This is a genomic window from Pseudomonas sp. 313, assembly GCF_000316965.1.
Taxonomy (GTDB): Bacteria; Pseudomonadota; Gammaproteobacteria; order Pseudomonadales; family Pseudomonadaceae; genus Chryseomonas; species Chryseomonas benzopyrenica.
In genome coordinates, this window is record NZ_ANBZ01000077.1 from 1 (window position 1) to 26216 (window position 26216).

Here is a 26216-nt window from a genome sequence, read left to right on the forward strand (position 1 = left end):
CTACCGATTTCCCCCGAGGGCGAAACCGAAATTTGGTGGAGCTAGACGGGATCGAACCGTCGACCTCTTGCATGCCATGCAAGCGCTCTCCCAGCTGAGCTATAGCCCCGTCGGTCAGGACGGGGCGCATGTTAAGAGGCCCGGCCTCCCCTGTCAACACCAATCAGAAAAAAACCTGCTAGTAACAGACACTTAAGCCGGAAAAGGGTCAGATCGCCCGCGCCAGGGCCGCACGCTGGGCGCGGGCTGCCAGCAGGTAGGTGAACTTGCCATCGCTGGCGGAGAGCTTGCGCAGGACCTTCTTGTCCAGGGCGCGGTAGCCGCCCATCTCCAGCGCCGTACGCCCCGAGCTGCCGATCAGCATGCCGGGATTGGCCACCATCAGCCGGGCCGCCTGCTCCACGGCCTTGGCGTAGCTCTTGCGATCATTCAGGTCATAGCCTTGCAAGGGCAGCAGCATGCGCAGCCATTCGGCCCAGTAGAATTCGAGGAATTCCGAGGGCAGTACCCGGCCATCCGGCGTACGCGGCTTGTCGTAGCCGATCTGGCGGGTGAAATACACTAGGGCGCGGTAGGGATCGTCGGCCATGGCGGTGAGCCCCAGGGATTCGGGCAGCTGTTCGGGCAGGATCGGACGCCCCTGGGGGTCCTTGAGCCAGGCCTTGCGCTCGTCGAGCAGGCGAATCCAGAACTCGGCCATGCTCGCCGCGCCGCTGAAATCGTCGGTGACCCTGACCCACACCGAGGTCTCGGCGCCACCGCCGGGGTGTTCCCAGAAGGCGGAAAAGGTGTGGTGACCATCGGTAAGGTAGAGCTGCTGTCCGGGGCCGATGACCACGGTCTTCATTTCGTCTGGATAGGTGCCGGGTGGCTTGACGCCCAGGGCGTCGCCGGCCGAGCGCAGACTGGTGCTCGGCTGAAAACCGCCACTCAGATGCTGGCCGTTGGCTTCGCAGTAGTCGTCGAACAGCTTGCGTCGGTCGCAGGCGTACTTGCCAAGCTTGTACAGCACCTGGTCATGACCGATCGCGGGCTGGGTGGGGCGCAGCTGGCGCAATTGCACCCGGAGCAGGCTTCCTGGCGACACGGGGTCTTCCTTTCTCGAGAGGTCTTCCCAGGTCCGACAACGGTCCTCCCGGGAAGACTCCTGCCGTCGATCAGACCTTGCGCAGGACCACGCTGCCGATGGAGTAACCGGCGCCGAAGGAGCTGAGCACCCCCAGACTGCCACTGGCCAGATCCTCGTGGTGCAGATGCAGGGCGATGACCGAGCCGGCCGAGCTGGTGTTGCCGTAGGTATCCAGGATGACCGGCGCCTCGCCAGGCTCGGGTTCGCGCCCCAGCAGGCGCTTGACGATGAGGTGGTTCATCGCCAGGTTGGCCTGGTGCAGCCAGAAGCGCGAGACCCGCTCGACGGGGATATCCAGCTCGGCGAGGTGGTTGGCGATCAGTTCGGCCACCAGCGGGCAGACCTCCTTGAACACCTTGCGCCCTTCCTGGACGAACAGCTTGTCCGGGTGGGTCATGCCCTCCTCCGCCGCGCGGTTGAGGAAGCCGAAGTTGTTGCGGATGTTATTGGAGAACTGGGTGAACAGCCGGGTGCCGAGGATTTCGTAGCGGTGAGCCGAGGTCGCCTGGTCGGCGCGTTCCACCACCAGGGCGGTGGCGGCATCGCCGAAGATGAAGTGGCTGTCGCGGTCGCGGAAGTTCAGGTGCCCGGTGCAGATCTCCGGATCTATCACCAGCAGTGCCCGCGCCTGGCCCAGTTGCACGGCGTTGGCCGCCGTCTGCAGGCCGAAGGTGGCCGAGGAGCAGGCGACGTTCATGTCGAAGCCGTAGCCCTGGATGCCCAACGCGGCCTGGACCTCGATGGCCACTGCCGGATAGGGCCGCTGCAGGTTGGAGCAGGCGACGATGACACCGTCGATGTCGGCGGCGGTCCGCCCTGCCCGTTCCAGCGCCTCGCGCGCCGCGGCGACGCCCATCTCGCAGAGGATCGAGGGCTCGTCGTTGGAACGCTCGGGAATGCGCGGCACCATGCGCGCCGGATCGAGGATACCGGCCTTGTCGACCACATGGCGGCTGCGGATGCCGGAGGCCTTCTCGATGAAGGCGGCGCTGGATTCCGGCTGGGGCGCCAGACTGCCTTGGGCGATGGCGTCGGCATGCTCGGCATTCCACTGGCCAGCCCACTGGTTGAAGGACGCAACCAGCTCGTCGTTGGAAATGCTTTCGGGCGGCGTATAGAGCCCACTACCGCTGATGACCGCGTGCTGCACGGCTATTCCTCTTGTTGTCAGGATGAAGCCGTGCCAGTTTGCCGCAAATCCAGGGTGGACGCCCGTGCAATCTCAACGCCGATTGGCGGCCTCGGCGGCGCGCAGGACGTCGCTGCCTACTTCGCTTTCGTACCTCTTGAGCAACGGCGCCACGGCCGTGCGCCAGGCTTCCCGCTCGGCAGGCGTCGGTACCAGGATCCTGCTGGTATTGGCCGCGACCACCCGTTCGCGCGCCTTGGCGTTGATGGCTTCGGCATCGCGGTTCACCGACTGGGTCACTTCGTCGAGGATGGCCTCCAGCTCGCTGCGGATCTGGAACGGCAGGCCATTCCAGAAGGTGGTGTTGGTGATGAGCATATAGGTGAGGAAGCTGTGGTTGTCCTCGACGATATAGGGCTGCACGCTGTTGATCTTCTGTCCCAGCAGGTTCGACCAGGGATTCTCCGCTCCCTGCACCTTGCCGGTCCGGAGGGCGTCGTAGACCTGGGCGAACGGCAGCTTGACCGCCTCGGCACCCAGTTGCTGGTAGTAGGCGGCCAGCACCTCGGAGGATTCGACGCGGAAGGTCAGCCCCTTGAGATCGGCGGGAGTGTGGATTTCCCGCGTGGCCGAGAGCTGGCGGCCGCCGTTGTTCCAGTAGCCTAATCCGGTGATGTTGTGGCTGACCAGGCTGCCCAGCAGTTCGCGGCTCTTGTCGCGGCGCTGGAAGCGCTTGACCGCCTCGATGTTGTCGAACAGGAAGGGCAGATCGTAGACCCTGAGTGGTTTGGCCAGGGCGTTGAGCTTGGAAACCGAGGGTGCCAGCAGTTGGACCTTGTTGCTGCGCAGGGCTTCCAGTTCGTCGGCGTCGCCCACCAGGCTGGAATTGGGATAGACCTCCACCTTGACCTGGCCGGCCAGTCGCTCCTGCACCAGCTTCTGGAATTGCAGGGCACCACGGCCCTTGGGCGTATCGTCCGTCACCACATGGGCGAACTTGATGACGATCGGCTCGGCCACAGCGAAGGGCATGGCCAAGGCGATAAGCGAGCCGGCCAGGGTGGCGAAGAAGGTCTTGATCATGGAATTCCCTGCGTTGAACGATCCATCGGATCGCCTGCGCGACCCCGGTCACGCTGCGTGCGCGACGCGGTTACCTTAGCAGTCGCGAGGTGAATGGCTGGTCAGCACAGGGAGATGGCACGACGAATGTGCAAGAAAGTAGGATCAGGGGTAGGACCAGCGCCGTCGAAACGGCGCCAGGAAATCATCAAGGCGAAATGGGATCGCTTGCAGGAAAGGTTTCCTCGACGGATTCGTCGAGCTGCTCTTCGCTTACCTCGTCTTCATCGTCGGCGACGGGCGGATCGTTCGGCTGCTGTTGGGCATGGACGGCGTTCATGGCAAATCTCCAGACGCGGAAAGAGAAGGACTACAGGGCCGAAAGGGTTCGGCCCTGTACGTTAGTCATGGCGATGCAGGCGGACGTTCAGCTCGTCGACGATCGGTGCCCAATCGGCATCTTCCATGATCTCGTCCTTGAGGAACGCCTTTTGCGACGGTGACCAGAAATCGGCTTCCGAGACCTTCACCTCGTCGGGCAGCGGGGAATGGCTGGCGATGAAAGCATCGATGGCAGCCGGATCGGAATCCAGGCCCAGTTGCTCGAAAAGGGTCGTCAGATCGTGAACGGGAAGTTCCATAGGGGTCTCCAGGCAGGTATCGGTCGGTAACGGCAAGCATCTAGAAAGACGCCAGCCTTGAGGGGTTCCCTGGCCTTAATAAATCCTTCAGCGTCGGGCCTTAAGGTACGCCCACGTTTCGCCAACCAGGGCCTTCGCCATGTCGCTTCCCGTCTCTGCCATTCACTTCACCGCCGCACCGCGCCGCATTCTCGTCACCGGTGCCACCGGCTTTCTCGGCGGCGCCGTTACCCTGCGCCTGCTGGAGCTGGGACATGTCGAGGGGCTGCAATTCCTGGTCCGGGCGGCCACTCCGGCGGAAGGTCTGGAGCGGCTGCTGCAGAATCTGCGCGTCCATGACGTCGACGAGCGCCTGGCGGCACTGCTCAAACCCGAGCAGATCCTCTGCGGTGATCTGCTGGACACCCATTGGATCGAGGCCGCCAAACCGCAACTGCTGGCGCTGGACGAGGTCATCAACTGTGCGGCAGTGGCCTCCTTCTCGCGCAATCCGAAAATCTGGCCGGTCAATGTCGAGGGCACCTTCGCCCTGGCCGAGGCCTGCGCCCAGTCCCGGCGGCTGAAGCGCTTCCTGCACGTCAGCACCGCCATGGCCTGCGGCCCGCAGCGCCAGTCACCGGTCGCCGAGACCTGGGACTTCCCCGAACCCGAACAGCAGCTGGTGGACTACACCGCCTCCAAGGCCGCCATCGAACTCAAGCTGCGTAACGAATTGCCGCTGCTGCCGCTGGTGGTGGCGCGTCCTTCCATCGTCGTGGGTCACCGTCGCTCGGGCTGCAAGGCCTCGGGCAGCATCTTCTGGGTGTTCCGCATGGGCTTCGCGCTGGAGCGCTTCACCTGCGGTCTGGATGAGCAGATCGATGTCATTCCGGTGGACTACTGCGCCGAAGCCCTGGTGGAGCTGGCGCTCAAGCCCAAGCTGAACCACAGCCTTTACCACATCTCGGCGGGCAATGCGGGTGCCTGCACCTTCGGCGAAATCGACGAGGCCTATGCCGGCGCCATGGGCGACGCCCCGGTGGGCGAGCGCTATCGCCAGGTGGACAGCGCCGATCTCAAGGAACTCGCCGCCGACTTCAACGAACGCATCGGCCCGGCCAATCCACGCCTGGTGCTGCGCGCGCTCAAGCTGTACGGCGGCTTCGCCGATCTGAATTATCTGTTCGACAACCAGCGGCTGCTCGACGAAGGCATCGCCGCCCCACCGCGCTTCACCGATTATCTGGATGTCTGCGTGCATTCCTCGCGGGACATCAGCATACCCGCGCAGATGCAGTGGGACTTCAAGTAAGGCCTACCCCGGTCCTGGCAATCGCCAGGGCCGGGTCTTGCTCAGACGGGGTCCTTTTCCGGCGAATTCAGCCGCGAATCCCGCACGATCTCGCTGACCGAAGCATAACCCCCGCGGGCATCGCGCAGCATGGTGCGCAGGTTGCCTTCGATGGTGTTGCAGATGGTACCCATGGTGATCTGGTGACGACTGCGCTGGAAGGGATTCTGCAGATCGGTGCCGACCTTTTCCATGGCCAGGAAGATGAAGCCCACCACGGTAGAGGCCAGCGGCGTATACCACTCCAGGCTTTCCACCAGGCCGATGGGCATCAGCACGCAGAACAGGAAGATGAACAGCCGCGGGAAATTCACATAGGGATAGGGCAAGGGGGTATTGGCGATGCGCTCCATGCCGCCCTGCCAGTTGGACATGTCGACGAAGGTGGCTTCCAGGCGCTCCAGACGGATGCTGTCCAGGCGACCGGCGCGGTATTCCAGGGCGATCAGGCTGGAGGAACCGCTGAGGATGGCGTTGGCGAAGTTGTTGGTCTCCTTGCGCATCGCCCACTCCTCCTTGCCCAGGTAGGTGCGCACCTCCTTGGGCAACGAATCGCCGCTGAGCTGGCAGGCCAGGCAGCGGACATAGGCGAGGTGACGCTCGATGAGCACCGTCTTGATCGCGTTGAAATGTTCGTCGCCGTCGTCGATGAGCGTCAGCGCTTGGCGGGCGAAGCTACGCGAGCTATTGACCATGCCGCCCCAGAGGGTGCGCGCCTCCCACCAGCGCTGGTAGGCACTGGTATTGCGAAAGCTGGTCAGCACGATCAGCGCCGAGCCGATCAGGGTCAGTGGAATGTTGGGCAGCTGCGCCCGATTGTCGACGAAAATCATGTAGTCGACGGTAACGGCGATGTCCCACAGCAGCAGCCAGAACACCGACCAGCCAACGTAGGTGAAGGTTTGCCGAAGGAAGGTCATTTTGCTGGTGAAAAAACCCAAGGTGATAGTCCTTAGCGCGAGAAAGGAGGGATGCAGCCATAGGAACCTGGGGTCGAAAACAGGTTCAAGGCAAGCCTCTAGAGCGCGGATCGCCGCCCATTTCACGTAATAGGCCCGGGACAATTGCGTTTCCAGATATGAAGAGGCCCGCCGCGCAGGCCGTTACCTCGCCAAGGCAGCAGCGCCTGGCTGGTTGCCACGTCACGGAGGATATCGACCCGTTCAGCGAACATCCGCGCCCAGGTGCGGTCCGACGGACACCACGCCCTTCCGGAGCACTGCCATGACCGCCACCCCGCGCGTTCGTCTGGATGTCTGGAGCGACTACGTCTGCCCCTTCTGCTACCTGGAGCTGCCCCAGCTGGCGCGCCTGCAGGAGGAATTCGGCGATCAACTGGCCATCGAGTGGCATGCCTTCGAATTGCGCCCCGAACCCACGCCCACCCTGGATCCCGCCGGGGATTATCTGCGCCGGACCTGGGACCGGGCGGTCTATCCCATGGCGGCGGAATACGGCATGGTGCTGCGGCTACCACCGGTCCAGCCGCGCAGCCGTCTGGCCCTGGAAGCAGCGGAATTCGCCCGCGACCACGACCGCTTCGACGCCTTCCATACGGCGGTCTTCCAGGCCTTCTTCGAAGAGGGGCGCGATATCGGCGAGCGGGAGGTGCTGATCGATCTGGCGCGCCGCAGCGGTCTCGATGGCGAAGCCTTGCAGGCCAGCCTGGCGCGCGGTGACCACACCGACGTGGTGCTGCACGCCGAGGATCGCGCCGAAGCCCTGGGCATCACGGCCGTACCGACGCTGCTGCTGCGTTCCGCGCAGGCGCCCATCGAACAGGCGCGGGCTCTGGATGGAGCGGTACCCTTCGCCCAGTTGGCGGCAGCCGTCCGGGCGCAGCTGGACGCGATCCAAGCCTAGCGCTGGGCGGCCGGCGTCAACTCGGGGAACAGCACCTCGGTAAAGCCGAAGCGGGCGAAGTCCTGAATCCGCGAGGGATAGAGCCGACCGATCAGGTGATCGTACTCGTGCAGCACCACCCGCGCATGGAAGCCTTCGGCCTGCTGGTCCACCAGGTTGCCCGCGCCATCCACGCCTCGATAACGGATTCGCCGCGGCCGCGGTACCTCGCCGCGCAGCCCGGGGATCGACAGGCAGCCTTCCCAGCCCAGTTCTTCGCTGGCATCAAGGACCTCAATGCGCGGATTGATCAGTACCTGCAGCGGTACCGGCGGCGCCTCGGGATAGCGGGCATTGCGCTCGAAGCCAAAGACCATCAGCTGCAGGTCCTCACCGATCTGCGGGGCGGCAAGACCCACGCCACCCGCGGCGGCCATGGTATCGAACATGTCCTGGATCAACGCCTGCAGCTCCGCCGAGCCGAGGCGCTCGGCGGCTATCGGCGGCGCCACCCGCAGCAGCCGGGGATCACCCATCTTCAAAATGTCGCGAATCATGCGAGGATTCCTTCTTTGCCAGTCACCGGCGTTTCGCCAGGAGCTTAAACCAGATGTCCTCCCTACTGCTCGCCAGCGCCCTCGGTCTCGGCCTGAGCGCTCCCCTCGTCCAGGCCGAGGAAGCCGCCCTCGCCGCGCGGCTGGATCCGATCCTGGAGCGCGCCATCGCCCAACAGCGCATCGTCGGTACCGTGGTCATGGTCGCCCGTCAGGGCCGGGTGGTGTATCACCGCGCGGCGGGATTCGCCGATCGGGACGCGCAGCGGCCGATGCAGGAAGACCAGCTGTTTCGCTTTGCCTCCCTGACCAAACCGCTGGTGGCGGTGACGGCGCTGCGCCTGGCGGATCAGGGGCGCCTGGATCTGCAGGCGCCGGTCAGTCGCTACCTGCCCTACTTCACCCCGCACCTGGCCGATGGCACTCCAGCCGTGCCCACGCTGGCCCAGCTCCTCAGCCACACCGCGGGCCTGCACTACGGCTTCGGCGAAGACCAGGACGGTCCCTATCACCGCGCCGGGGTATCCGACGGCCTGGATGGCGCCCCCCTGACTCTGGAAGAAAACCTGCGGCGCCTCGCCGGCGTACCGTTGGACTTCAAGCCAGGTACCCAGTGGCGCTACTCCCTCGGGCTGGATGTCCTGGGCGGCGTGCTGGAAGCCGCGACCGGCCTGCCCTTGCCTCAGGTCGTCCAGCAGCAGGTGGCGGCACCGCTCGACCTGCACGACCTGAGCTTTCACGTCAGCGAGCCCAGCCGCCTGGCCACGGCCTATCGCGACGGCTATCCACGCCCGGAGCCCATGAGCGAGCCCTATCTGCTGCCCCTGCCCAAGGGCGGCATCCTCTATTCCCCGGCGCGGGCACTTTCGGCCACGGCCTTTCCCTCGGGCGGCGGCGGCATGCAGGGCAGTGCGGGAGACTACCTGGCCTTTCTGGAGGCGCTGCGCCAGGGCCGGCTGCTCACCCCGACCAGCCAGCGTCTGTTCATGGAAGACCAGATCCCCGGGCTGCAACGCGACGACGCGCCAGGCTGGGGCTTCAGCCTGGGCGCGGCGGTGCTGCGCGATGCCCGGCTGGCGAAGACGCCGCAGACGCCCGGTACCCTGCAATGGGGCGGGGTCTACGGCAACGCCTGGTTCATCGATCCGGCGCGCGAGCTGAGCGTGGTGATCCTCACCAACACGGCGATCGCCGGCATGAGTGGCCCCTTTCCCGACGCCATCCGCGATGCCCTCTACCGGGACTGATCGCTCAGCTGGACCGGCCAGGAGCGGTCGAGCGGTGAGGTAGTGGCAGCGGCCTGTCCTCGCCGCGAGAAAGCTGTGCCTGGATGACGGGAAAGGGCAATTCCAGCACGGCGCAACACAGCCTCAGCAGCTCCAGTTCGCGGATTCGTACGGCTTGATCCGCCTCCACCAAGCGGATCAAGCCTTCCAGTACCAGGGTCCGCGCCTCGACGCCCAACCGGCCTAGGCCCATCAGAGCCACTTCGAGCGCGGGTAGCCAGGCCAGTGGCGGCTGGTAGGCACAGTGCAGTCCGGGAAAGGTGGTTGCCACGGCCAGGAGGAAGGCGCGCCGCGCCGCCAGGACGCTCTCATGGGTCTGCTCGGCAGCGACCGCGTAGAGGGTGAGCACCGCCGTCCGCTCCTGGGCCAGGGTACGCCGCCCTGCAGGCTGTTGGCGTCCGGGCGCCAGGCTGCCGATCAGCTGGCGCTGGATGATCCGGGCGAGGCAATAGCGGGACAGATCCAGCTCCGCGGATCGCAGCTGCGTCTTGAGCGCGACCAGCAAGGCACGCAAGGCAGGCCGGGCAACTGCCGGATGGCCGGAAAGGTCAGCTGGGCCAGCGGCAGGTGCAGCGCCGTGTCCAGGCTATCCACCCAGCGTCGCCCCTCCCCTGCAGCAGTCGGCGCGGAGGCACCGGCCAGGGCCAGCAGCACCTCGGCGGCCTGTTGCGGGTCTTGCAGGAAGAGGTACAGCGCTGGCGGGATGTCCGCCAGGCGCTCGTCGGCCAACGCGGGCGGGGCTGTTGGTTGACTCGCGGTCGGTTGTGCCGGCGCGGGTGGCGGACTGCCGGCGACATAGGCCACGCCCGTGGGCAGCAGCGCCTCCGCCCGCAGGCGCTCCAGCTGCCATTCGTCGAACCCCGGTTCGAGTTGCTGGATGCGTTCCAGGACCGGTGGATGGGTGGCGAACCAGGACGCGCCGGAGTCGCCCAGCACCATGTGGGCGACGCTGCGCGCCCGGCGATGATAGAGCCGCCCCTGCAGCGGATGGGCGGCGATCTTTTTCAAGGCATCGGCCAGCCCCTGGGGATGGCGGGTGAACTGCACGGCGGAGGCATCCGCCAGGCGCTCGCGCGAGCGCGTCGCCGCGGCCTGGATCAGATTGGCGAAGAACAATCCGCAGCCGCCGATCGACAGCAGCACGGTGCCCAGCAACCAGCCGAGCAGATGGTTGCCGTCGACCCGGGTGGTGGTCGAGGTGCGATCGGAAAACAGCTCCTGTCCCAGGTCGGCGATCAGGCTGATGCCATGCAGCCAGCCCAGCAGGCGCAGATTCAGGCGCATGTCGCCATTGAGCAGATGACTGAATTCATGGGCGACCACGCCCTGCAACTCGTCCCTGTTCAGCTGCTGCAGGGCGCCGCGGGTCAGGCACAGGCTCGCATCGGCCGGTCCATAGCCACTGATGAAGGCATTGATGGCCGGTTCGTCCGGCAGCAGATACAGCCGCGGCAACGGTACGCCGGCGGCCAGCGCCATCTCCGCCACCACGTTGTGCAACTGGCGGGTCCGGGGATCGGCCTGATCGTCCAGCGGCACCGCGCCCAAGCGCCTGACTACCTCTTCTCCACCCTGACGGGCGAGTTGCCGGACCTTCCAGAAGGACGCTCCGGTGATGACGCCGACAAAGACCAATCCGCTCTTGACCAGCGTTGGCCCGCGTCCGCCCAGGTAGTCGACCACCTCCCGCGGCAAGAACACCAGGGCCAGTCCGGCACTGGCCAGCGCCATGAGCAGCACCACCAGAGCCAGCAAGGCGAGACACAGCCGGGTGCGCCGACGCGCCGCGGCCTGGTCGTCGAGAAAGCGCACGAACTCAGCTCAGGCTGATTCGCGGCACCTGGCGCGCGGCCCCATCCGGCAGCGCCAAGGGCTGCGCCAGACGAAAGCCGAAGCGGCTGGCGAGCAGCGATCCGGGAAAGGTCTCGCAGCGATTGTTGTAGTCCATCACCGCATTGTTATGGGCCTGACGCGCGTAGGCCAGCCGATTTTCCGTGGAGCTCAGCTCTTCCATCAACTGGATCACCGTCTCGTTGGCCTTGAGCTCCGGATAGGCTTCGCTCACGGCGAACAGCCGCCCGAGAGCGATGCCGAGCCCCTGCTCGCCCTGCTCCAGGGCATGCAGCGCGACGGGATCCTCCGGCCGGGTCTTGGCCTGATGCAGACCGGATTGCGCCTGCTGGCGCGCCACCATCACCGCCTGCAAGGTCTCGCGCTCGTGCTGCAGATAGCCCTTCACCGCCTCCACCAGATTGGGGATGAGGTCGTGTCGGCGAGTGAGCTGGACATCGATCTGGGCGAAGGCATTGCGATAGGCATTACGCGCCGTGACCAGGGCGTTGTAGAGGCTGATCGCGAACAGGCCGATGGCGACCAGGGCAGCCAGCAGGAGCAGCAATTTCATCGAATCGTCCTTGAAGGTGGTGAGAGTGCCAGTCTAGGAGCAAGCCGCGCCGATCGCTGTTCAGCGCGACGGATGCGGCGGTTGAGGGGATGGCTGGTGGAGCATGGGCCGACCATCGCTGCTCAGGGCGAGGATGGCGCGCCCGTGTCGGTCGGCTGCCGTGGCGCCGAATCTCCCTTGCGGCTGTGCTGCACCTCCACCAGCAGGGCGTCACGCTCCTGGCGCATCTGGGCGAGACTGGTCTGAGCTCGGGTCAGCTCTTCCTGCAGCCGCTGGGCCTGGGCCTCGGAGGCGCGCAATTCCCGATTCTGCGCGCGCAGCCCGGTCACCACCTTGTGCGCCCGGGTGAGCCGCATGACCATGTTGTCCACCTTGAGCTCCAGGGCTTCGCGGTGGGACAGCAGCTCCTCGACGTAGGGGTCGTCGCTCTTTTTCCATTCGGGGTAGTTTTCGTCGTACACCTCTTCCGGTCCCTCGTCGAAGAGGTCGACGTTGCGGTTCACCGCCGGGCCGGGGCTGACGGGAAGAGGTGGCGGCTGGGTATCGGCAGGCGGATTGGCCACCGCCTCGGGGAGGGCCGGCGCCTGCGCCTCGCCGGCCTCCTCGCCCTTGGCCGCGGCGTCGCCGGCGAAGTAGCGCTGCCACAGGAGAAACACCACCAGGGCGATCAGCAGGATGTTGCACAGGGTTATCAGGACGAATCCCCAATCCATCAGCTGTGCATGACTCATCTGCCGCTCCGCTCTCTTCCGGTGATAGGGCCTGGGTGCCAAGCGAGGCCGCACGCCTACCCTGTCGGCGGCGGCGCCTCTCTGCAGCTGATTTGAATACAGTTGTCAGCCTAAAGCATTTTCATCAGCCAGGCGGCGCCCGAGTGGGGACGAGTTGTCAGGCACGAGGATGTGCGAGATTTTTCAGCGGGCGGCAGAGGCGCTACAGGCTAGGGCCGCGCGGGAAAATCTGGGCAAAAAAAAGCCCGACGCTGAGCGTCAGGCTTGGCGGCGGGCGATGTTGGGCTTCGCGGGGCTCAACCCAACCTACGGGACGAGGTAGGTTGGGTTGAGACGGCTTTATCGTCGAAGCCCAACAAGCAGCCCAGTCGGCTCTCCTACGCCAGGCTCTTGCTCACCACCTCGTAGACGTCGCTGGACAGCTCGCCGCTGGCCAGGATCCGCTCCAGCTCGGCGCGCATCAGCGCCTGGCGCGCGGGACCGTACTTCTTCCAGCGGGTCAGGGGCGTCAGCAGGCGCGAGGCGATCTGCGGATTGAGCCGATTGAGGGTGATGATCTGATCGGCCAGGAAGCGGTAGCCGCTGCCGTCCTCGGCATGGAAGTTGACCAGATTGCTGTTGGCGAAGGCGCCGATCAGCGCCCGCACCTTGTTGGGGTTTTTCAGGGTGAAGACCGGGTTTTCCATGAGTGCCTGGACGCGGGCCAGGCCGCCCGGCAAGGGGCTGGACGCCTGGACGCTGAGCCAGGTGTCCATCACTAGCGGATCGGCCTTGAACTCCTCGAAGAAACGCGCCAGTACCTCCGCCTTTTCCTGCTCGAAACCGGAGTTGACCAGGGCGCTCAGCGCAGCCAGGCGCTCGGTCATGTTGTCGGCGTGCTCGAATTGCTCCAGAGCGGCGTCGCGCGCCTCCGGCTCTTCCAGCAGCATGAGGTAGCCCAGCGCAGCATTCTGCAGGCTGCGACGCGCGATATGGTCGGCGCTGGCCTGGTAGGGCGTGGCGAGCGATTCCTCCCGAGCGCTGCGATAACGCTGCCAGAGCACGTCGCGCAGGGCCTCGGCGATGGTCCGGCGGGCCTGGCGACGGGCACCGTGGATGGCACCGGGATCAGCCTGCTCGGACAGCTCCACCAGATAGGCCTCGGACGGCAGCGACAGCATCTCGGCGACCATGGCCGGATCGAGGGACTCATCCGCCGCCACGGTGCGCAGGGCCTCCACCAGCCGGGTGTCCAGCGGCTGGCCGGCGATCATCTCCTGCAGCACCTGCACCGCCAGTTGCTGACCGGCGTCCCAGCGATTGAAGCCGTCGCTGTCATGTTGCATGAGGAAGGTCAGCTGCTCACGGCTATAGGGGAAGCTGAGCTTGACCGGGGCGGAGAAGCCGCGCAGCAGCGAAGGCAGCGGGCGCTCGGGCACATCGACGAAGGTGAAGGTCTGCTCGGCCTGGGTGACCGACAGCACCCGGTCGGTACCCTGGGCAGCGGCTTCGCCCTCCAGGCGCAGGGGCAGCTCGCGGCCCTGGCCATCCAGCAGGCCCAACTGGACCGGGATGACGAAGGGCTCCTTGGTCGGCTGGCCTGGGGTGGGTGGGCAGCTCTGGCGGAAGGTCAGGCGATAGGTCTTGGCCGCCGCATCGTACTGCTCGCTGACCGCCAGGCGCGGGGTGCCCGACTGGCTGTACCAGCGCTTGAACTGGCTGAAGTCGGCGCCGTTGGCGTCTTCCAGGGCCTTGATGAAGTCGTCGCAGGTCACCGCCTGGCCATCGTGGCGCTCGAAATAGAGATCGGTGCCCTTGCGGAAGCCGTCCGGGCCCAGCAGGGTGTGCAGCATCCGCACCACCTCGGCGCCCTTCTCGTACACTGTCAGGGTGTAGAAATTGGAGATCTCGATGAAGTGATCCGGACGCACCGGGTGGGCCATAGGGCCGGCGTCTTCGGCGAACTGGTTGGTGCGCAGGAAGGCCACGTCCTCGATGCGCTTGACCGTCGGCGAATTCATGTCGGAGCTGAAGCCGGCATCACGGAACACGGTGAAGCCTTCCTTGAGCGACAGCTGGAACCAGTCGCGGCAGGTCACGCGGTTGCCCGACCAGTTGTGGAAGTATTCGTGGGCGACGATGGCCTCGACGCGCTGGTGGGCGGCGTCGGTGGCGGTGCGCGGGCTGGCCAGCACGGCGCTGGAGTTGAAGATGTTGAGCCCCTTGTTTTCCATGGCGCCCATGTTGAAGTCGTTCACCGCGACGATCATGAAGATGTCCAGATCGTATTCGCGGCCGTAGACCTCCTCGTCCCAGCGCATGGATTTCTTCAGGCTGTCCATGGCGTGCTGCAGCTTGCCGATGTTTTCCGGCTCGACATAGATACGCAGGGCCACGTCGCGGCCGCTGCCGGTGCGGTAGCTGTCTTCCACGCACCAGAGGTCACCGGCCACGAGGGCGAACAGATAGGCCGGCTTGGGGAAGGGATCTTCCCAGGTGGCCCAGTGCCGACCACCCTCGGTGTCACCGCTGGCCACGGGGTTGCCATTGGAGAGCAGGATCGGGTACCTGGCCTTGTCGGCCTCCACCGTGGTGGTGAAGACGCTCATCACGTCCGGACGATCCAGGTAGTAGGTAATCTTGCGGAAGCCCTCGGCCTCGCACTGGGTGCAGAACATCTTGCCGGAGACGTACAGCCCTTCCAGGGCGGTGTTGCTTTCCGGGTGGATGCGCACCGAGGTCTTGAGCACGAAGGCCTCGCCCTGCGGCTGCAGGGTCAGGCTGCCCGCCTCGACCTGGTAGTCGCCAGCGGCTAGCGCCTGATCGTCCAGCGCCACCGCCAGCAGTTCCAACTCCTCGCCATGCAGCACCAGCGGCGGCAGGCCGGCGCCGCGCATCGGATTACGCTGCAGCCGCAGTTCGGCGTGCACCAGGGTCTGGTCGTCGTGCAGCTCGAATCTGAGGCGGGTTTCCTCGATGAGGTACTCGGGCGCCTGGTAGTCCTTGAGGTAGATGGTCTGGGGCTGGTCGGTGCGCATGGGTTTACATCCTTACTCGGAAACGGACACGGCCAGCTGATAGGCCGTGTACTTGCGAATGTTGATCACGCCGGTGTCGAACATCAGGTATTGACCCTTGATGCCCAGCAGCGTGCCTTCCACCACGGGGGTCTTTTCCAGGTCGTGGCTGACCACTTTGGTGGGATAGACCGTGACCGGATAATGGATCTCGATGGGCGCCATGTCGACCACCGGCTGGATCGCCTGCAGGCCGAAACGGCCCTGGAGATCGTCCAGGCCCTGGGCGCAGGCATCGAAGATGCGCTCCCGTACCGCCACCAGGTCTTCCGGCGCGGCGACGCCCTTGAGCATGGCGCGCCAGTTGGTGCGGTCGCCCACCTGGCTACGCAACACGTCCTCCACCAGGCCGGATTGCTGGCGGGTGGCGACCCTCAGGATCGGCAGCGCCTGATAGGCGCCCTGGTCGATCCAGCGGGTGGGCAACTGGGTGGCGCGGGTGATACCGACCTTGAGGCCGGAGGAATTGGCCAAATAGACCACGTGCGGCACCATGCAGTGGGCTTCGCCCCACTCCGGCTGACGGCAGGTGCCGTACTCGTAGTGACACTTTTCCGGGCTGACGATGCAGCTGTCGCACTGGGCCAGGGCGGTGAAGCAGGGATAGCAGTAGCCCTGGCTGAAGCTCTTGCGGGTCTTGCGACCGCAGTGGGTGCAATGGATGGCACCCAGATATTCGAGGCGCACGCGGCGGCCGATCAGCGGGTTGACCGGCACCTCCCGCTCATCGAGGCGGAAGGCATAGTTGACGGGGTCGGCCAAGGTCACGGCCATCTTGCGCAGGGCGCCACGGCCCAGTTCGGTCATCACGGTAGGAATTTCTCGATCTCTAAAAGACGCGAGGTGCCTCTTCGTCACCGAAGGGCACCTCGTCGGGTAGGGCGTAGTCGATCAGTGAATGGCGTCGGACTTGAACAGGATGTTCTCGATGGGCACCGACTTGGAGGCGCATTCCTGAGGGCCCATGTAACCGGTCCGCTGGTCTTCGGGGAGGTGCTTGGCCTCGTAGGCGATCACTGCCTGAAGACAGAGCTCGACCTGGTCGCGACTGAGCTTGCGGCCGTCCGGCCACTTGCCGATCTCCACGGCCAGCTTCAGGCCCTCGTAGATATCGGGGGTGATGTTTTCCAGCATCTGGGCGAAGGATGTCGACATGGGTCGCTCCGGACTCTAGTGAACCGCCAGTTTACCGGGCTGCCCGCCGCGGTGCACCTGGCCTGGCTCAATGGCGGTCATAGGGTGTGTTTCGGCTCGGGGCCCGGAGTCGCGGTAGGTTGGGTTGAGACGGCTCCATCGTCGAAGCCCAACGGTGGCGATACCGGATTGGGCTGTTGGGCTTCGCTGCGCTCAACCCAACCTACGCGGGTGCGTATGCCGTCGCGTAGAAAACGGCGCAGCCTCTTTCTTCGAGTAGTTCGAGGCAAGGGTCGCCTTGGCGGACTGGCACAGCAACGAAAAAGTTTCTCGACCTCAGCGCTCGGCGAACGCCAAGATCACTTTGCCACGGTGTTTCGCTGCTACCAGCCCCCCTGTTCGAGGTCCAGAAGACCGCCGGCGTCCAGCGCCTTACGCGTCTGATCCCACGCCGTGTTGCCCAACGTGCAACGCCGCTGAACCCTGGCACCCCGCCGCCATCAGAGCAGGAGGCCTTTTCTGGAGACCCCATGCCTGCCTATCACCCTCTCATCCTCGCCGGTGTCGAACTCTGGCTGCTCGCGGAAAAGGCCATCTACTGGCCGGCGCGCCAGGCGCTGCTGGTGGCGGACATCCATTTCGGCAAGGCCGCGGCGTTTCGGGCACTGGGTCAGCCGGTACCCCACGGCACCACAGCGGGCAATATCGCGCGACTGGACAGCCTGCTGGCGCGCTACGACTGCCGCGAGATCATCTTTCTCGGTGACTTCCTGCACGCGCCGGAATCCCGCGCGCCCCTGACCATGGACACCCTGGAGCGCTGGCGGGAACACCAGGCCCACCTGCGGCTGCTGTTGATCCGCGGCAACCACGACCGCCGCGCGGGGGATCCACCGGCCGCCCTGGGTATCGACGTGGTAGCTGAGCCGCTGGAACTGGACGGCCTGTCGCTGCAGCACGAACCCGATCCCCATCCGCGACTGCCGGTGCTGGCCGGACATATCCATCCGGCGTTTCGCCTGCACGGCCGCGGGCGTCAGGCGCTACGCCTGCCCTGCTTCTGCCTGGAAAACGATGAAGTGTTGATCCTGCCGGCCTTCGGGGACTTCACCGGCGGGCACCTGCTGGCGCCCGATCCGGCGCGACGGATCTTCGTGGTAGGGGATGGCGGTATCTGGCCCCTGCGCTAGGTTCTGTACGAAAAGTGCCTACGCTCGGTGATGCTTCGTTGAAAAAGGCCTGGATCGCCAGCCCGGTCGGAATGCTCATTTACCGCTCGTGAACTCGAGCGCGAGTCCGATCCGCTTCCTCAGCCTATTTCGCCTCGCCTGACCTTCGCTCGTCGACTTTTCGTACAGAACCTAGAACCAGATACCCCGGAGATCAGCCCTCTTCGGTGATCCCGGTGATGGTGATGCCGTGCCGCTCCAACAGGGCTACGGTAGGTTCGTCGTAATCCCGCGGGACCTCGCTGTCATCGTACTCTTCCAGGGCATCGTCGCGGACGATCTGGGCGACCCGCTCCATGTCCGGCTTCTGCTCGGCTTCGGTGGTGACCACCGAGGTGTTGCCGTCAACGTTGCTGTAAGCAATTTTCCACTTCGACATCTCAGGACTCCTCACACGGGAACAAGGCTATCGAGAGATTAGAGGGCCAGACGCCCAGTAATTCGCCCTAACGCGGACGAAAGACGATATCCAGCAATCCGGCCAGGGCACCATCGGCGCAATCGGCCACGGCCAGCGCCTCGCGGGCCTGCTTGAGGTGACTCTGCAACTGGCGTTGAGCATGGTCACGGCCGAGCAGGCTGACCAGAGTGGACTTGTCGCCATCCTTGCCGGCGTCCTTGCCCAGGCCCTTGCCGTCGTCGAGATCGTCGAGCAACTGGAAGGCCAGGCCCAGCTGGCAGGCAAAGACGTGGAAGGCTTCGCGCTGCGTGGCGCTGGTGACCAGGGTGGCACCGGCCATGCCCATGGCCGCGGAGAACAGCGCCCCGGTCTTGAGCTGGTTGGTGAGGGCGATGGCTTCGGCCGGACGCGTCTGGCGACCGTCGTGCAGGTCATGGTACTGGCCGCAGACCAGCCCGGCCGTACCGACCGCATCGGCCAGCTGGCAGACCATCTGGGTCCGGGTTTCCGCCGGCACCCCGGCGAGGCCGGCGACCAGCCGCAGGGCATGACTGAGCAGGGCCACCGCCGCCAGCATGGCGACGTCTTCGCCGAACTCGACATGCAGGGTCGGACGGCCACGGCGCAGGCGCGCATCGTCCATGCAGGGCATGTCGTCGAGGAACAGGGAGGCTGCGTGCACCATCTCCACCGCGCAGCCCAGATCGAGCACGGCTTCGTCGGACTGACCCAGGTCCTCGGCGGCCAGGACCATCAGTAACGGACGCAGTCGCTTGCCCGGGGCCATGACCCCACTGCGGATGGCGGCGGCGACCGGATCGGTCCCGGCCGGCAATAGCTCTGCCAGACGCTCGTCGATACGGGTACGCTGCCATTGCAGCGAAGCGGCAAAATTGTCTGTCGCGCTCGGCACTAATACGGTCGCCATGAGTCGAGATACTCCATATGTGGAACCGACGAACGGTCGCACCTCGGTGGATTAGGTCTTCGCAAAGCGAACCCGTCGTCCCCTACCAGACCACAACGACCGACGAAAGGTCATTCAGGGCGGACTCTAGAAGACATGGTGGATTGGGAACTGGCAAGCCGCAAGAACGATCATCTGGACATCGTGCTGGATCCCCACAAGGCCCGCAGCGCCGTCACCACGGGCTTCGACGCCTATCGCTTCACGCACTGCGCCCTGCCCGAACTGAATCTGGACGAGATCGACCTGGGTACTCGGCTGTTCGATCGCCCCCTGGCCGCGCCCCTGCTGATCAGCTCCATGACCGGCGGGCCAGAGCGGGCCGCGCTGATCAATCGCCATCTCGCCGAAGCGGCCCAGACCCTGGGTATCGCCCTGGCGGTCGGCTCCCAGCGGATCGCCCTGCAGCAGGGTGGCGACCAGGGCCTGACCGGCGAATTGCGGCGCCTGGCGCCGGACGTACCCCTGCTGGCCAACTTCGGTGCCGCCCAGTTGGTGGCCGGTTATGGCCTCGACGAGGCACGCCGCGCTGTGGAGATGATCGAGGCAGACGCCCTGATCGTGCATCTCAATCCCTTGCAGGAAGCCGTGCAGGCCGGTGGCGATCGGACCTGGCATGGCATCCTCGGCGCGCTGGAAAACCTGGTTACACATCTGGCCGTGCCGGTCGTCGTCAAGGAAGTCGGGGCCGGCCTTTCGGGCCGGGTCGCCCGGCAATTGCTGGAAGCAGGCGTGGCGGTGCTCGACGTCGCCGGGGCCGGTGGCACCAGTTGGGCCGCGGTCGAAGCCGAACGCGCCCGTGACGAGCAGCAGCGTGCCATCGCCCGCGCCTTCGCCGACTGGGGCATTCCCACCGCCGAGAGCCTGCGCCAGGTGCGCGCGGCCTGCCCGCAGGCGACGGTGATCGCCTCGGGCGGCATCCGCGACGGCATCGACGCCGCCAAGGCCATCCGCCTCGGCGCGGACCTGGCCGGCCAGGCCGCCGCGGCCCTGCCCGGCGCCACGGAATCCACCGAGGCGGTGATCGCGCATTTCCAGGTGGTGATCGAACAGCTGCGCATCGCCTGCTTCTGCACCGGCTCAGCCGATCTGGCCAGCTTGCGCCAGGCCGAGTTGCTGGACGCCACGCCGCTGCGGTGCCCATAGTGGCCGACACCCGACCGGACGCCGCCATGCATGTCGCCCTGATCTCGCCGCCGCTGCCGAGCCATTTGTCCACCCATCTGGTGCTGGGCGAGGCGCTGGTCGCCCTCGGCCACCGGGTCACCCTGTTGCACCAGGAGGAGGTGGGCGATCGGACGCTCCCAGCGGGTATCCAGTTTCAGGCCATAGGCGCGACCAGCCATCCACGTGGCAGCCTGGGCCCCTTGCTCGCCCGTACCGCCAGCAGCAAGCCCTGGTCGGTGTTCGGGGTGATCGCCGACATGGCACGCAATACCGAATTGTTCTGCCGCGAAGGCCCGACCGTCCTGCGCGACCTGGGTGTCGACTGCCTTATCGCCGACCAGATGGAGCCGGCCGGTGGCCTGCTCGGCGACCACCTGGGCCTGCCCTATGCCTCGCTGGCCTGCGCCGTGCCGATGAATCGCGAGCCCCATCTGCCGCTGCCCACCCTGCCCTTCGCCTATCCCGGCACCGAGCGGGAGCGGCAGATCGTCCAGGGCGCCACCCAGGTGTTCGACCTGATGATGCGTAGCCAGGGCGAGGTCATCCAGCGCCAGGCTCAGGCCTTCGGCCTTGGCGACCGGCGCACCCTCGACGACTGCTTCTCACCGTATCTGCAGTTGAGCCAATGCCTGCCGGGCTTCGACTTTCCGCGCCGCGCACCACCACCGCACTTCCACGAAGTCGGGCCGCTGCGCTCGCCGGCGGTGCGTGAGCAACGGCTGGAACTGGAGATTGATCCACGCCGGCCCTTCGTCTTCGCCTCCTTCGGCACCCTGCAGGGTGGCCGGCTACCGCTGTTCCGCCGCATCGCCCAGGCCTGTCGCCAACTCGGCGTCCAGGTGCTGATCGCTCACTGCGGGCGGCTGGACCCCAGCGCCGAGCGGCGTCTGCTGGACGATGGCGCCACCTGGGTGACCGACTTCGCGCCCCAGGAAGCGGCCATCGCCCGCGCCGATGCGGTCATCACCCATGGCGGCTTCAATACCGTGCTGGACGCCCTGGCGGCCGGCAAACCCATGCTTGCCCTGCCCATGGTCTTCGACCAGCCCGGCATCGCCCGGCGGTTGGAGCGGGTCGGCGCCGGCATCTGCCTGGCGCCGCGCCTGGCCAGCAAGGCACGCCTTACCCAGGCCCTTGGCGCGGTGCTGGCCGATCCCGGCTATCGCCAGGCAGCCGAACGCTTCGTGCCCATTACCCAGGCGGCCGGTGGCGTCGCGGCTGCCGCCCGCCTGGTGGATGGCCTGGCCCGAAGAGGGCTCGACCGTGCGTCCTGATCTGCTGATCGTCGGCGGCGGCCTGGCCGGTGGCCTGCTCGCCCTGCGCCTGGCGGAGACGCGGCCAGAACTGGATTGGCGCCTGGTGGAAGCCAGCCCACGCCTGGGCGGCAACCATACCTGGTCCTTCCACGAACCGGATCTCACGGTGCCGCAGCATGCCTGGATCGAGCCCCTGGTCGCCCATCGCTGGCCGGGCTACGAGGTGCGCTTCCCCGAGCGGCAGCGGCAGCTCGGCAGCGGCTACGCCAGCATCAGCGCCGAGCGCTTCCATGAGGTACTGAGCGCGCGCCTGCCCGCCGAGCGCCTGCTGCTGGGTCGCCAGGTGCTGCGCCTACAGGACGACGGCGTGGTCTTCGCCGATGGCTACACCCTGGCCGCCGGCGCGGTGATCGACGCCCGGGGGCCGCGACCCGATCCGGCGCTCTGGCTGGGCTATCAGAAATTCCTCGGCCAGGAGGTCCGCCTCACCCGCCCCCATGGCCTCACCGAACCCATCGTGATGGACGCCACCGTCGATCAGTTGGACGGTTACCGCTTCGTCTACAGCCTACCGCTGGCCCCGGATCGGCTGCTGATCGAAGACACCTACTACGCCGACGGCGAAAGCCTGCCGGTCGAACGTCTGCGCCAGCATTTGGCCGACTACGCCCGCCAACAGGACTGGGAAATCGCCGAGGTGCTACGCGAGGAACAGGGCGTGCTGCCCATCACCCTGGGCGGCGATCTCGACCGCTACTGGGACAACATCGGCGCCGGGGCGCCCATCGGCCTAGCCGCGGGCCTGTTCCACCCCACCACTGGTTACTCGCTGCCGGAGGCGGTGCGTCTGGCGGAGCACCTGGCCGCCCAGCCCTTCACCTCCAGTGCCGTGCTGCGCGACACCCTGCGGCAGTATGCCCAGGGGCGCTGGCGGCAGCAGGGCTTCTTCCGCCTGCTCAATCGCATGCTCTTTCTCGCTGGCCGCCCCGAACACCGGGTACGCGTCATGCAAAGGTTCTACGGCCTCGGCGAACCACTGATCCAGCGGTTCTACGCCGGCCGCCTCACCGCCTTCGATCGCCTGCGCATTCTCTCCGGCAAACCGCCGGTACCGCTGAAACCGGCCCTGGATGCCGCGTTGGCGCGTCCCCCTCAGTTCAAGGAAGCACCATGACCCAAGGTAACGGGCCCAAACGGGCCATCGTCATCGGCGCCGGCTTTGGCGGTATCGCCCTGGCGATCCGCCTGCAGTCGGCCGGCATCGCCACCACTCTCATCGAGGGTCGCGACAAGCCCGGCGGTCGTGCCTATGTCTATGAAGACGCCGGCTTCACCTTCGATGCCGGCCCCACCGTCATTACCGATCCGTCGGCGCTGGAAGAGCTGTTCGCCCTGAGCGGCCGGCGGATGAGCGACTATGTGGAGCTCCTCCCGGTCAGCCCCTTCTACCAACTGTGCTGGGAAGACGGCACCCGCTTCGACTACGTCAACGACCAGGCCCGTCTGGACGAGCAGATCCGTGCCCTGGAACCGGACGACGTGGCCGGCTACCAGCGCTTTCTGGCCTATTCCCAGGCGGTGTTCGAAGAGGGCTACCTCCGTCTCGGCGCCAAGCCCTTCCTCAAGGTCGGCGACATGCTCGCCGCTGGCCCCAAGCTGGCCCAGCTCACCGCCTGGCGCAGCGTCTACACCCAGGTGTCGCGCTTCGTGAAGAGCGAGAAGCTGCGCCAGGCGCTGTCCTTTCACACCCTGCTGGTAGGCGGCAATCCCTTCGCCACCTCCTCGATCTATGCGCTGATCCATGCACTGGAGCGCAAGTGGGGCGTCTGGTTCGCCAAGGGCGGTACCCATCAGTTGGTCCTGGGTCTGCTGAAACTCTTTAGCGACCTCGGTGGCGAGCTGCGGCTGAATGCGCCGGTGGAACGCATCCTCACCGAAGGCAATCGCGCCACCGGCGTCTGCCTGGCCGATGGCAGCCAGATCCCGGCCGACCTGGTGGCCTCCAACGCCGACGTGGTGCACACCTATCGCAAGCTGCTCGGTCACCACACCCATGGCGTGGTCGAGAGCAACCGCCTCAAGCGCAAGAGACACAGCATGTCGCTGTTCGTCATCCACTTCGGCCTGAACCAGCCGCCGGTGGGCCTCGAACACCACATGGTGTGCTTCGGCCAGCGCTATCGCGGTCTGATCGACGAATTGTTCAAGGGCCCGGGCGTCCCGGACGATTTCTCGCTCTACCTGCATTCGCCCTGCGTCACCGACCCCTCGCTGGCGCCACCCGGCCAGAGCGCCCACTACGTGCTGGCGCCCGTGCCGCACCTGGGCAATGCCGACGTCGACTGGAGCGTGGAAGGCCCACGCCTACGCGACAAGATCCTCGCCTATCTGGAAGAGCGCTACATGCCCGGCCTGCGAGCCAATCTGGTCACCTCGCGCATCTTCACCCCAGCCGACTTCCGCCAGGAGCTCAATGCCCACGTCGGCTCGGCCTTCTCCCTGGAGCCCATCCTCACCCAGAGCGCCTGGTTCCGCCCGCACAATCGCGATAAGGTCATTCCCAACCTCTACCTGGTCGGCGCGGGTACCCATCCCGGCGCCGGCGTTCCGGGCGTGGTGGGCTCGGCCAAGGCCACCGCCAGCGTCATCCTCGAGGAGCACGGTTAGCCATGACTGCCACCCATGACGTCGTCGACCACGCCGAGCAGAGCATCGCCGTCGGCTCCAAGAGCTTTGCCGCGGCCGCCAAGCTGTTCGCACCCGAGACCCGCGAGAGCGCGGTACTGCTCTATGCCTGGTGCCGCCATTGCGACGATGTCATCGACGGCCAGGAACTGGGCCATGGCCAGGTCGAGGGCGACCGCCGTGGCGGTCGGGAACGCCTGGCCGAGCTGGAACGGCTGACCCGCGCCGCCTATGGCGATGAGCCCCTGCAGGATCCAGCCTTCGCCGCCTTCCAGCGGGTGGTCAAGCGCCACAGCATCCCCCTGGCCCTGCCGCTGGACCATCTGGCCGGTTTTCGCATGGACGTCGAGGAGCGCGTCTATGTGGAGCTGGAAGACACCCTGGAGTACTGCTACCACGTCGCCGGCGTGGTCGGGGTGATGATGGCGCGCATCATGGGCGCCGAAGACGAGGAGACCCTGGATCGCGCCTGTGACCTGGGCATGGCCTTCCAGCTCACCAACATCGCCCGCGACATCGTCGAGGACGCTCGCATCGGCCGCATCTACCTGCCACGGTTGTGGCTCGACGAGCTCGGCGTGCCGGCCGAAGAGCTGGCCGACCCCCGCCATCGCGCAGCGGTCGCCCAATTGGCCGAGCGGCTGGTACGTCTGGCCGAGCCCTACTACGATTCGGCGCGCCAGGGCCTCGCCGCCCTGCCCCTGCGCTCGGCTTGGGCCATCGCCACCGCCCGTGGCGTCTATCGCGAGATCGGCGTGCAGGTGCTGCACCTGGGCGCCCATGCCTGGGACCAACGCGTCAGCACCAGCACCGCCGACAAGCTGCGCCTGGTCTGCCGCGGCGCCGCCCGCGCCATGCTCTCCCGGCACCAGCGCGACGAGCCGCGCCCAGCCATGCTCTGGACCCGACCGCGCCGCTGACGCCAGCGATTACGCTTCGGTCACATTTGCGTGCATCTCAGGGATGCCCAACAGCAAACTTTTATGCGATAAACGGGTCGGATTAAAGCGACCCCCCGCGGGCCGCGGATGGATGGATGCCTGAGCCAGAGCGCTGCATCCGGTAGTCAGCCTACGAGTATGGGATTTGCACATGCACAAGACGGAAACGGCTGTTTCACACGATCGCTTCGCTGCCTCCTCGTCACTACTTGCCCTTGGCCTTTCCGCTAACGCGCAGTCCGGTTACAAGCCAGAATTCTTCAACGCCACCCAGTGGCGTACCCTGGTCGCCCTGTGCGCTCATCTGCAGGCCGACAGCCAGCAGGCCGATGCCCGCCTGCCCGAATTCATCGATCGCCACATGCTCACCCCCTACGCCCATGGCGACCGCTCCAACATCGTCGATCCCTTCGACGAACAGGCGCAGGTCCAGCAGGGCGCCAATCTGCGCGACCTGCTGCGTGACGGTCTGGCCGTGGTGGATAGCTATTGCACCGAGCGACTGGGTGCCGGTTTCGCCGACCTGGCGGCTGGCGAGCAGGCTCAGGTGGTCACCGCCGCCGAAGCGGGGACCCTGAATCCGCCGGCCAAGGAATTCATTGATCTGCTGCGCAACGAGAGCGAGCGCAGCCAGTACGCCCATTCGCTGTTCGCCGCTTACGACGACACCCCAGCCGTCGCCTGACCCCGGTTAGCGCCTCCCAGGAGGCGCTTCCGCTCCCGCCTAGTCCACGCCTTCCTGCACCTGATCCCGGGCCTTGCGCTCACGCGAGGAATCCAGGGCGCCGCCGTGTATCTCACGCAACTGCTGTTTGAGCTGCTGGGTGGTTGGCGCCAACAGGAAGCCGAAGGACACGCAGCCGTCCTTGCCGTCCACCGCATGGTGCATGCGGTGCGCCTGATAGAGCCGCTTCAGATAGCCAGTGCGCGGCACGTAGCGGAACGGCCAACGCTGGTGCACCAGCCCATCGTGGGCGATGAAATACAGCAGTCCGTAGAGGGTCATGCCGGCCCCTATCCACTGCAGGCGCCAGTAACCGGCATTGCCCAGGGCGATCAGCAGGATGGCGAGGCCGGCGAAAACAACCGCATAGAGATCGTTCTTTTCGAACCAGCCCGTGCGTGGGCGGTGGTGGGATTCATGCCAGCCCCACCCCCAGCCGTGCATGATGTACTTGTGCGACCACCAGGCGAAGGCTTCCATGCCAGCCACCGTGGCCAGCACGATTCCCGCATTGATCAGTAGCTCCAACGTTACCTCCGCACCCACCTG

The 26216-nt window shown here is 66.1% G+C and carries 27 protein-coding genes and 1 tRNA gene; 10 read left to right on the top strand and 18 right to left on the bottom strand.

Annotation, left to right across the window (positions count from 1 at the left end; translation table 11 throughout):
- Positions 1-33: 33 nt before the first annotated feature.
- From C722_RS0117670 to C722_RS0117695, 6 genes are all read right to left on the bottom strand, one after another.
- Positions 34-109: transfer RNA gene (locus tag C722_RS0117670), tRNA-Ala, on the bottom strand.
- Between the two features lie 99 nt (positions 110-208).
- The gene (locus tag C722_RS0117675) at positions 209-1087 is read right to left on the bottom strand and encodes a ParB/Srx family N-terminal domain-containing protein (RefSeq protein WP_026083922.1); all 879 of its coding nucleotides are present in this window, start codon (positions 1085-1087) and stop codon (positions 209-211) included.
- 70 nt (positions 1088-1157) lie between these two features.
- Positions 1158-2279, bottom strand: a complete 1122-nt coding sequence (locus C722_RS0117680; protein ID WP_017641792.1) for a beta-ketoacyl-ACP synthase III — start codon at positions 2277-2279, stop codon at positions 1158-1160.
- Between the two features lie 72 nt (positions 2280-2351).
- Positions 2352-3341: a DctP family TRAP transporter solute-binding subunit gene (locus tag C722_RS0117685; protein ID WP_017641793.1), complete on the bottom strand. Its 990-nt coding sequence runs from the start codon at positions 3339-3341 to the stop codon at positions 2352-2354.
- 187 nt (positions 3342-3528) lie between these two features.
- Entirely contained in the window at positions 3529-3660 is a 132-nt protein-coding gene (locus tag C722_RS26765; protein WP_007162893.1) for a hypothetical protein, read from the bottom strand.
- A gap of 61 nt (positions 3661-3721) precedes the next feature.
- Positions 3722-3961, bottom strand: a complete 240-nt coding sequence (locus C722_RS0117695) for a DUF2789 domain-containing protein (RefSeq protein WP_017641794.1) — start codon at positions 3959-3961, stop codon at positions 3722-3724.
- A 139-nt stretch (positions 3962-4100) separates the two neighbouring features.
- Here C722_RS0117695 and cprA point away from each other — a divergent pair, with 139 nt between their 5' ends.
- Complete coding sequence (gene cprA / locus C722_RS0117700; protein ID WP_017641795.1) at positions 4101-5252, top strand: cationic peptide resistance protein CprA; 1152 nt, start codon at positions 4101-4103, stop codon at positions 5250-5252.
- Between the two features lie 41 nt (positions 5253-5293).
- Here the strand turns inward: cprA and C722_RS0117705 are convergent, their stop codons facing one another.
- Positions 5294-6211: a bestrophin family protein gene (locus tag C722_RS0117705; protein ID WP_051226173.1), complete on the bottom strand. Its 918-nt coding sequence runs from the start codon at positions 6209-6211 to the stop codon at positions 5294-5296.
- A gap of 304 nt (positions 6212-6515) precedes the next feature.
- Here C722_RS0117705 and C722_RS0117710 point away from each other — a divergent pair, with 304 nt between their 5' ends.
- Complete coding sequence (locus C722_RS0117710; protein ID WP_017641797.1) at positions 6516-7154, top strand: DsbA family protein; 639 nt, start codon at positions 6516-6518, stop codon at positions 7152-7154.
- On the opposite strand, the gene def is transcribed toward C722_RS0117710, so the two are convergent.
- On the bottom strand, positions 7151-7690 hold the full coding sequence (gene def / locus C722_RS0117715; protein ID WP_017641798.1) for a peptide deformylase: 540 nt from the start codon (positions 7688-7690) through the stop codon (positions 7151-7153). The genes C722_RS0117710 and def overlap by 4 nt on opposite strands.
- Positions 7691-7743: 53 nt before the next feature.
- Between def and C722_RS0117720 the strand changes: the two genes are divergently transcribed.
- Complete coding sequence (locus C722_RS0117720; RefSeq protein WP_017641799.1) at positions 7744-8934, top strand: serine hydrolase; 1191 nt, start codon at positions 7744-7746, stop codon at positions 8932-8934.
- A gap of 4 nt (positions 8935-8938) precedes the next feature.
- On the opposite strand, the gene C722_RS0117725 is transcribed toward C722_RS0117720, so the two are convergent.
- From C722_RS0117725 to C722_RS0117760, 7 genes are all read right to left on the bottom strand, one after another.
- Complete coding sequence (locus C722_RS0117725; RefSeq protein ID WP_157225849.1) at positions 8939-9487, bottom strand: hypothetical protein; 549 nt, start codon at positions 9485-9487, stop codon at positions 8939-8941.
- On the bottom strand, positions 9391-10785 hold the full coding sequence (locus C722_RS25110; protein ID WP_037064291.1) for a M48 family metallopeptidase: 1395 nt from the start codon (positions 10783-10785) through the stop codon (positions 9391-9393). The genes C722_RS0117725 and C722_RS25110 overlap by 97 nt, the downstream gene beginning before the upstream one ends.
- 4 nt (positions 10786-10789) lie before the next feature.
- Positions 10790-11377 (bottom strand): LemA family protein, encoded by a 588-nt coding sequence (locus tag C722_RS0117735; protein ID WP_017641800.1) that lies wholly within the window; start codon positions 11375-11377, stop codon positions 10790-10792.
- A gap of 122 nt (positions 11378-11499) precedes the next feature.
- Positions 11500-12108 carry a hypothetical protein gene (locus C722_RS0117740; RefSeq protein WP_017641801.1) on the bottom strand — a complete coding sequence of 203 codons (609 nt, stop codon included), beginning with the start codon at positions 12106-12108 and terminating at the stop codon, positions 11500-11502.
- A gap of 377 nt (positions 12109-12485) precedes the next feature.
- A complete protein-coding gene (pepN, locus tag C722_RS0117750) occupies positions 12486-15125 on the bottom strand; it encodes an aminopeptidase N (RefSeq protein WP_017641803.1) in 2640 nt (879 codons plus the stop codon).
- A gap of 12 nt (positions 15126-15137) precedes the next feature.
- The gene (locus C722_RS0117755; protein WP_017641804.1) at positions 15138-15971 is read right to left on the bottom strand and encodes a DUF2797 domain-containing protein; all 834 of its coding nucleotides are present in this window, start codon (positions 15969-15971) and stop codon (positions 15138-15140) included.
- An 84-nt stretch (positions 15972-16055) separates the two neighbouring features.
- Complete coding sequence (locus C722_RS0117760; RefSeq protein ID WP_007162881.1) at positions 16056-16319, bottom strand: YeaC family protein; 264 nt, start codon at positions 16317-16319, stop codon at positions 16056-16058.
- 509 nt (positions 16320-16828) lie between these two features.
- Here C722_RS0117760 and pdeM point away from each other — a divergent pair.
- The gene (gene pdeM, locus C722_RS0117765) at positions 16829-17488 is read left to right on the top strand and encodes a ligase-associated DNA damage response endonuclease PdeM (RefSeq protein WP_017641805.1); all 660 of its coding nucleotides are present in this window, start codon (positions 16829-16831) and stop codon (positions 17486-17488) included.
- A 193-nt stretch (positions 17489-17681) separates the two neighbouring features.
- On the opposite strand, the gene C722_RS0117770 is transcribed toward pdeM, so the two are convergent.
- Positions 17682-17906: a hypothetical protein gene (locus C722_RS0117770; protein ID WP_017641806.1), complete on the bottom strand. Its 225-nt coding sequence runs from the start codon at positions 17904-17906 to the stop codon at positions 17682-17684.
- 67 nt (positions 17907-17973) lie between these two features.
- Complete coding sequence (locus C722_RS0117775; protein ID WP_026083925.1) at positions 17974-18855, bottom strand: polyprenyl synthetase family protein; 882 nt, start codon at positions 18853-18855, stop codon at positions 17974-17976.
- A 135-nt stretch (positions 18856-18990) separates the two neighbouring features.
- On the opposite strand from C722_RS0117775, the gene fni reads away from it, so the two are divergent.
- From fni to C722_RS0117805, 6 genes are all read left to right on the top strand, one after another.
- Positions 18991-20040 (top strand): type 2 isopentenyl-diphosphate Delta-isomerase, encoded by a 1050-nt coding sequence (fni, locus tag C722_RS0117780; protein WP_017641808.1) that lies wholly within the window; start codon positions 18991-18993, stop codon positions 20038-20040.
- Positions 20040-21335, top strand: a complete 1296-nt coding sequence (locus C722_RS0117785; RefSeq protein WP_017641809.1) for a glycosyltransferase — start codon at positions 20040-20042, stop codon at positions 21333-21335. The genes fni and C722_RS0117785 overlap by 1 nt, the downstream gene beginning before the upstream one ends.
- Positions 21298-22491, top strand: a complete 1194-nt coding sequence (gene crtY, locus C722_RS0117790) for a lycopene beta-cyclase CrtY (RefSeq protein WP_017641810.1) — start codon at positions 21298-21300, stop codon at positions 22489-22491. The genes C722_RS0117785 and crtY overlap by 38 nt, the downstream gene beginning before the upstream one ends.
- Complete coding sequence (locus C722_RS0117795) at positions 22488-23984, top strand: phytoene desaturase (RefSeq protein WP_017641811.1); 1497 nt, start codon at positions 22488-22490, stop codon at positions 23982-23984. The genes crtY and C722_RS0117795 overlap by 4 nt, the downstream gene beginning before the upstream one ends.
- 2 nt (positions 23985-23986) lie before the next feature.
- Complete coding sequence (locus C722_RS0117800) at positions 23987-24922, top strand: phytoene/squalene synthase family protein (protein WP_017641812.1); 936 nt, start codon at positions 23987-23989, stop codon at positions 24920-24922.
- A gap of 172 nt (positions 24923-25094) precedes the next feature.
- A complete protein-coding gene (locus tag C722_RS0117805) occupies positions 25095-25628 on the top strand; it encodes a gluconate 2-dehydrogenase subunit 3 family protein (RefSeq protein WP_017641813.1) in 534 nt (177 codons plus the stop codon).
- 39 nt (positions 25629-25667) lie between these two features.
- On the opposite strand, the gene C722_RS0117810 is transcribed toward C722_RS0117805, so the two are convergent.
- Entirely contained in the window at positions 25668-26195 is a 528-nt protein-coding gene (locus tag C722_RS0117810) for a sterol desaturase family protein (protein ID WP_017641814.1), read from the bottom strand.
- Positions 26196-26216: the final 21 nt, after the last annotated feature.

Excerpts from the sequence above, each read along its gene's own strand:
- def (WP_017641798.1), bottom strand. The coding sequence starts at position 7,690 with ATGATTCGCGACATTTTGAAGATGGGTGATCCCCGGCTGCTGCGGGTG.
- C722_RS26765 (WP_007162893.1), bottom strand. The coding sequence starts at position 3,660 with ATGAACGCCGTCCATGCCCAACAGCAGCCGAACGATCCGCCCGTCGCC.
- C722_RS0117755 (WP_017641804.1), bottom strand. The coding sequence starts at position 15,971 with ATGACCGAACTGGGCCGTGGCGCCCTGCGCAAGATGGCCGTGACCTTG.
- C722_RS0117685 (WP_017641793.1), bottom strand. The coding sequence starts at position 3,341 with ATGATCAAGACCTTCTTCGCCACCCTGGCCGGCTCGCTTATCGCCTTG.
- pdeM (WP_017641805.1), top strand. The coding sequence starts at position 16,829 with ATGCCTGCCTATCACCCTCTCATCCTCGCCGGTGTCGAACTCTGGCTG.
- C722_RS0117695 (WP_017641794.1), bottom strand. The coding sequence starts at position 3,961 with ATGGAACTTCCCGTTCACGATCTGACGACCCTTTTCGAGCAACTGGGC.
- C722_RS0117735 (WP_017641800.1), bottom strand. The coding sequence starts at position 11,377 with ATGAAATTGCTGCTCCTGCTGGCTGCCCTGGTCGCCATCGGCCTGTTC.
- fni (WP_017641808.1), top strand. The coding sequence starts at position 18,991 with ATGGTGGATTGGGAACTGGCAAGCCGCAAGAACGATCATCTGGACATC.
- C722_RS0117795 (WP_017641811.1), top strand. The coding sequence starts at position 22,488 with ATGACCCAAGGTAACGGGCCCAAACGGGCCATCGTCATCGGCGCCGGC.
- C722_RS0117740 (WP_017641801.1), bottom strand. The coding sequence starts at position 12,108 with ATGAGTCATGCACAGCTGATGGATTGGGGATTCGTCCTGATAACCCTG.
- pepN (WP_017641803.1), bottom strand. The coding sequence starts at position 15,125 with ATGCGCACCGACCAGCCCCAGACCATCTACCTCAAGGACTACCAGGCG.
- C722_RS0117770 (WP_017641806.1), bottom strand. The coding sequence starts at position 17,906 with ATGTCGAAGTGGAAAATTGCTTACAGCAACGTTGACGGCAACACCTCG.
- C722_RS0117705 (WP_051226173.1), bottom strand. The coding sequence starts at position 6,211 with ATGACCTTCCTTCGGCAAACCTTCACCTACGTTGGCTGGTCGGTGTTC.
- cprA (WP_017641795.1), top strand. The coding sequence starts at position 4,101 with ATGTCGCTTCCCGTCTCTGCCATTCACTTCACCGCCGCACCGCGCCGC.
- C722_RS0117800 (WP_017641812.1), top strand. The coding sequence starts at position 23,987 with ATGACTGCCACCCATGACGTCGTCGACCACGCCGAGCAGAGCATCGCC.
- C722_RS0117775 (WP_026083925.1), bottom strand. The coding sequence starts at position 18,855 with ATGGCGACCGTATTAGTGCCGAGCGCGACAGACAATTTTGCCGCTTCG.
- C722_RS0117710 (WP_017641797.1), top strand. The coding sequence starts at position 6,516 with ATGACCGCCACCCCGCGCGTTCGTCTGGATGTCTGGAGCGACTACGTC.
- C722_RS0117720 (WP_017641799.1), top strand. The coding sequence starts at position 7,744 with ATGTCCTCCCTACTGCTCGCCAGCGCCCTCGGTCTCGGCCTGAGCGCT.
- C722_RS0117760 (WP_007162881.1), bottom strand. The coding sequence starts at position 16,319 with ATGTCGACATCCTTCGCCCAGATGCTGGAAAACATCACCCCCGATATC.
- crtY (WP_017641810.1), top strand. The coding sequence starts at position 21,298 with ATGGCCTGGCCCGAAGAGGGCTCGACCGTGCGTCCTGATCTGCTGATC.
- C722_RS0117805 (WP_017641813.1), top strand. The coding sequence starts at position 25,095 with ATGCACAAGACGGAAACGGCTGTTTCACACGATCGCTTCGCTGCCTCC.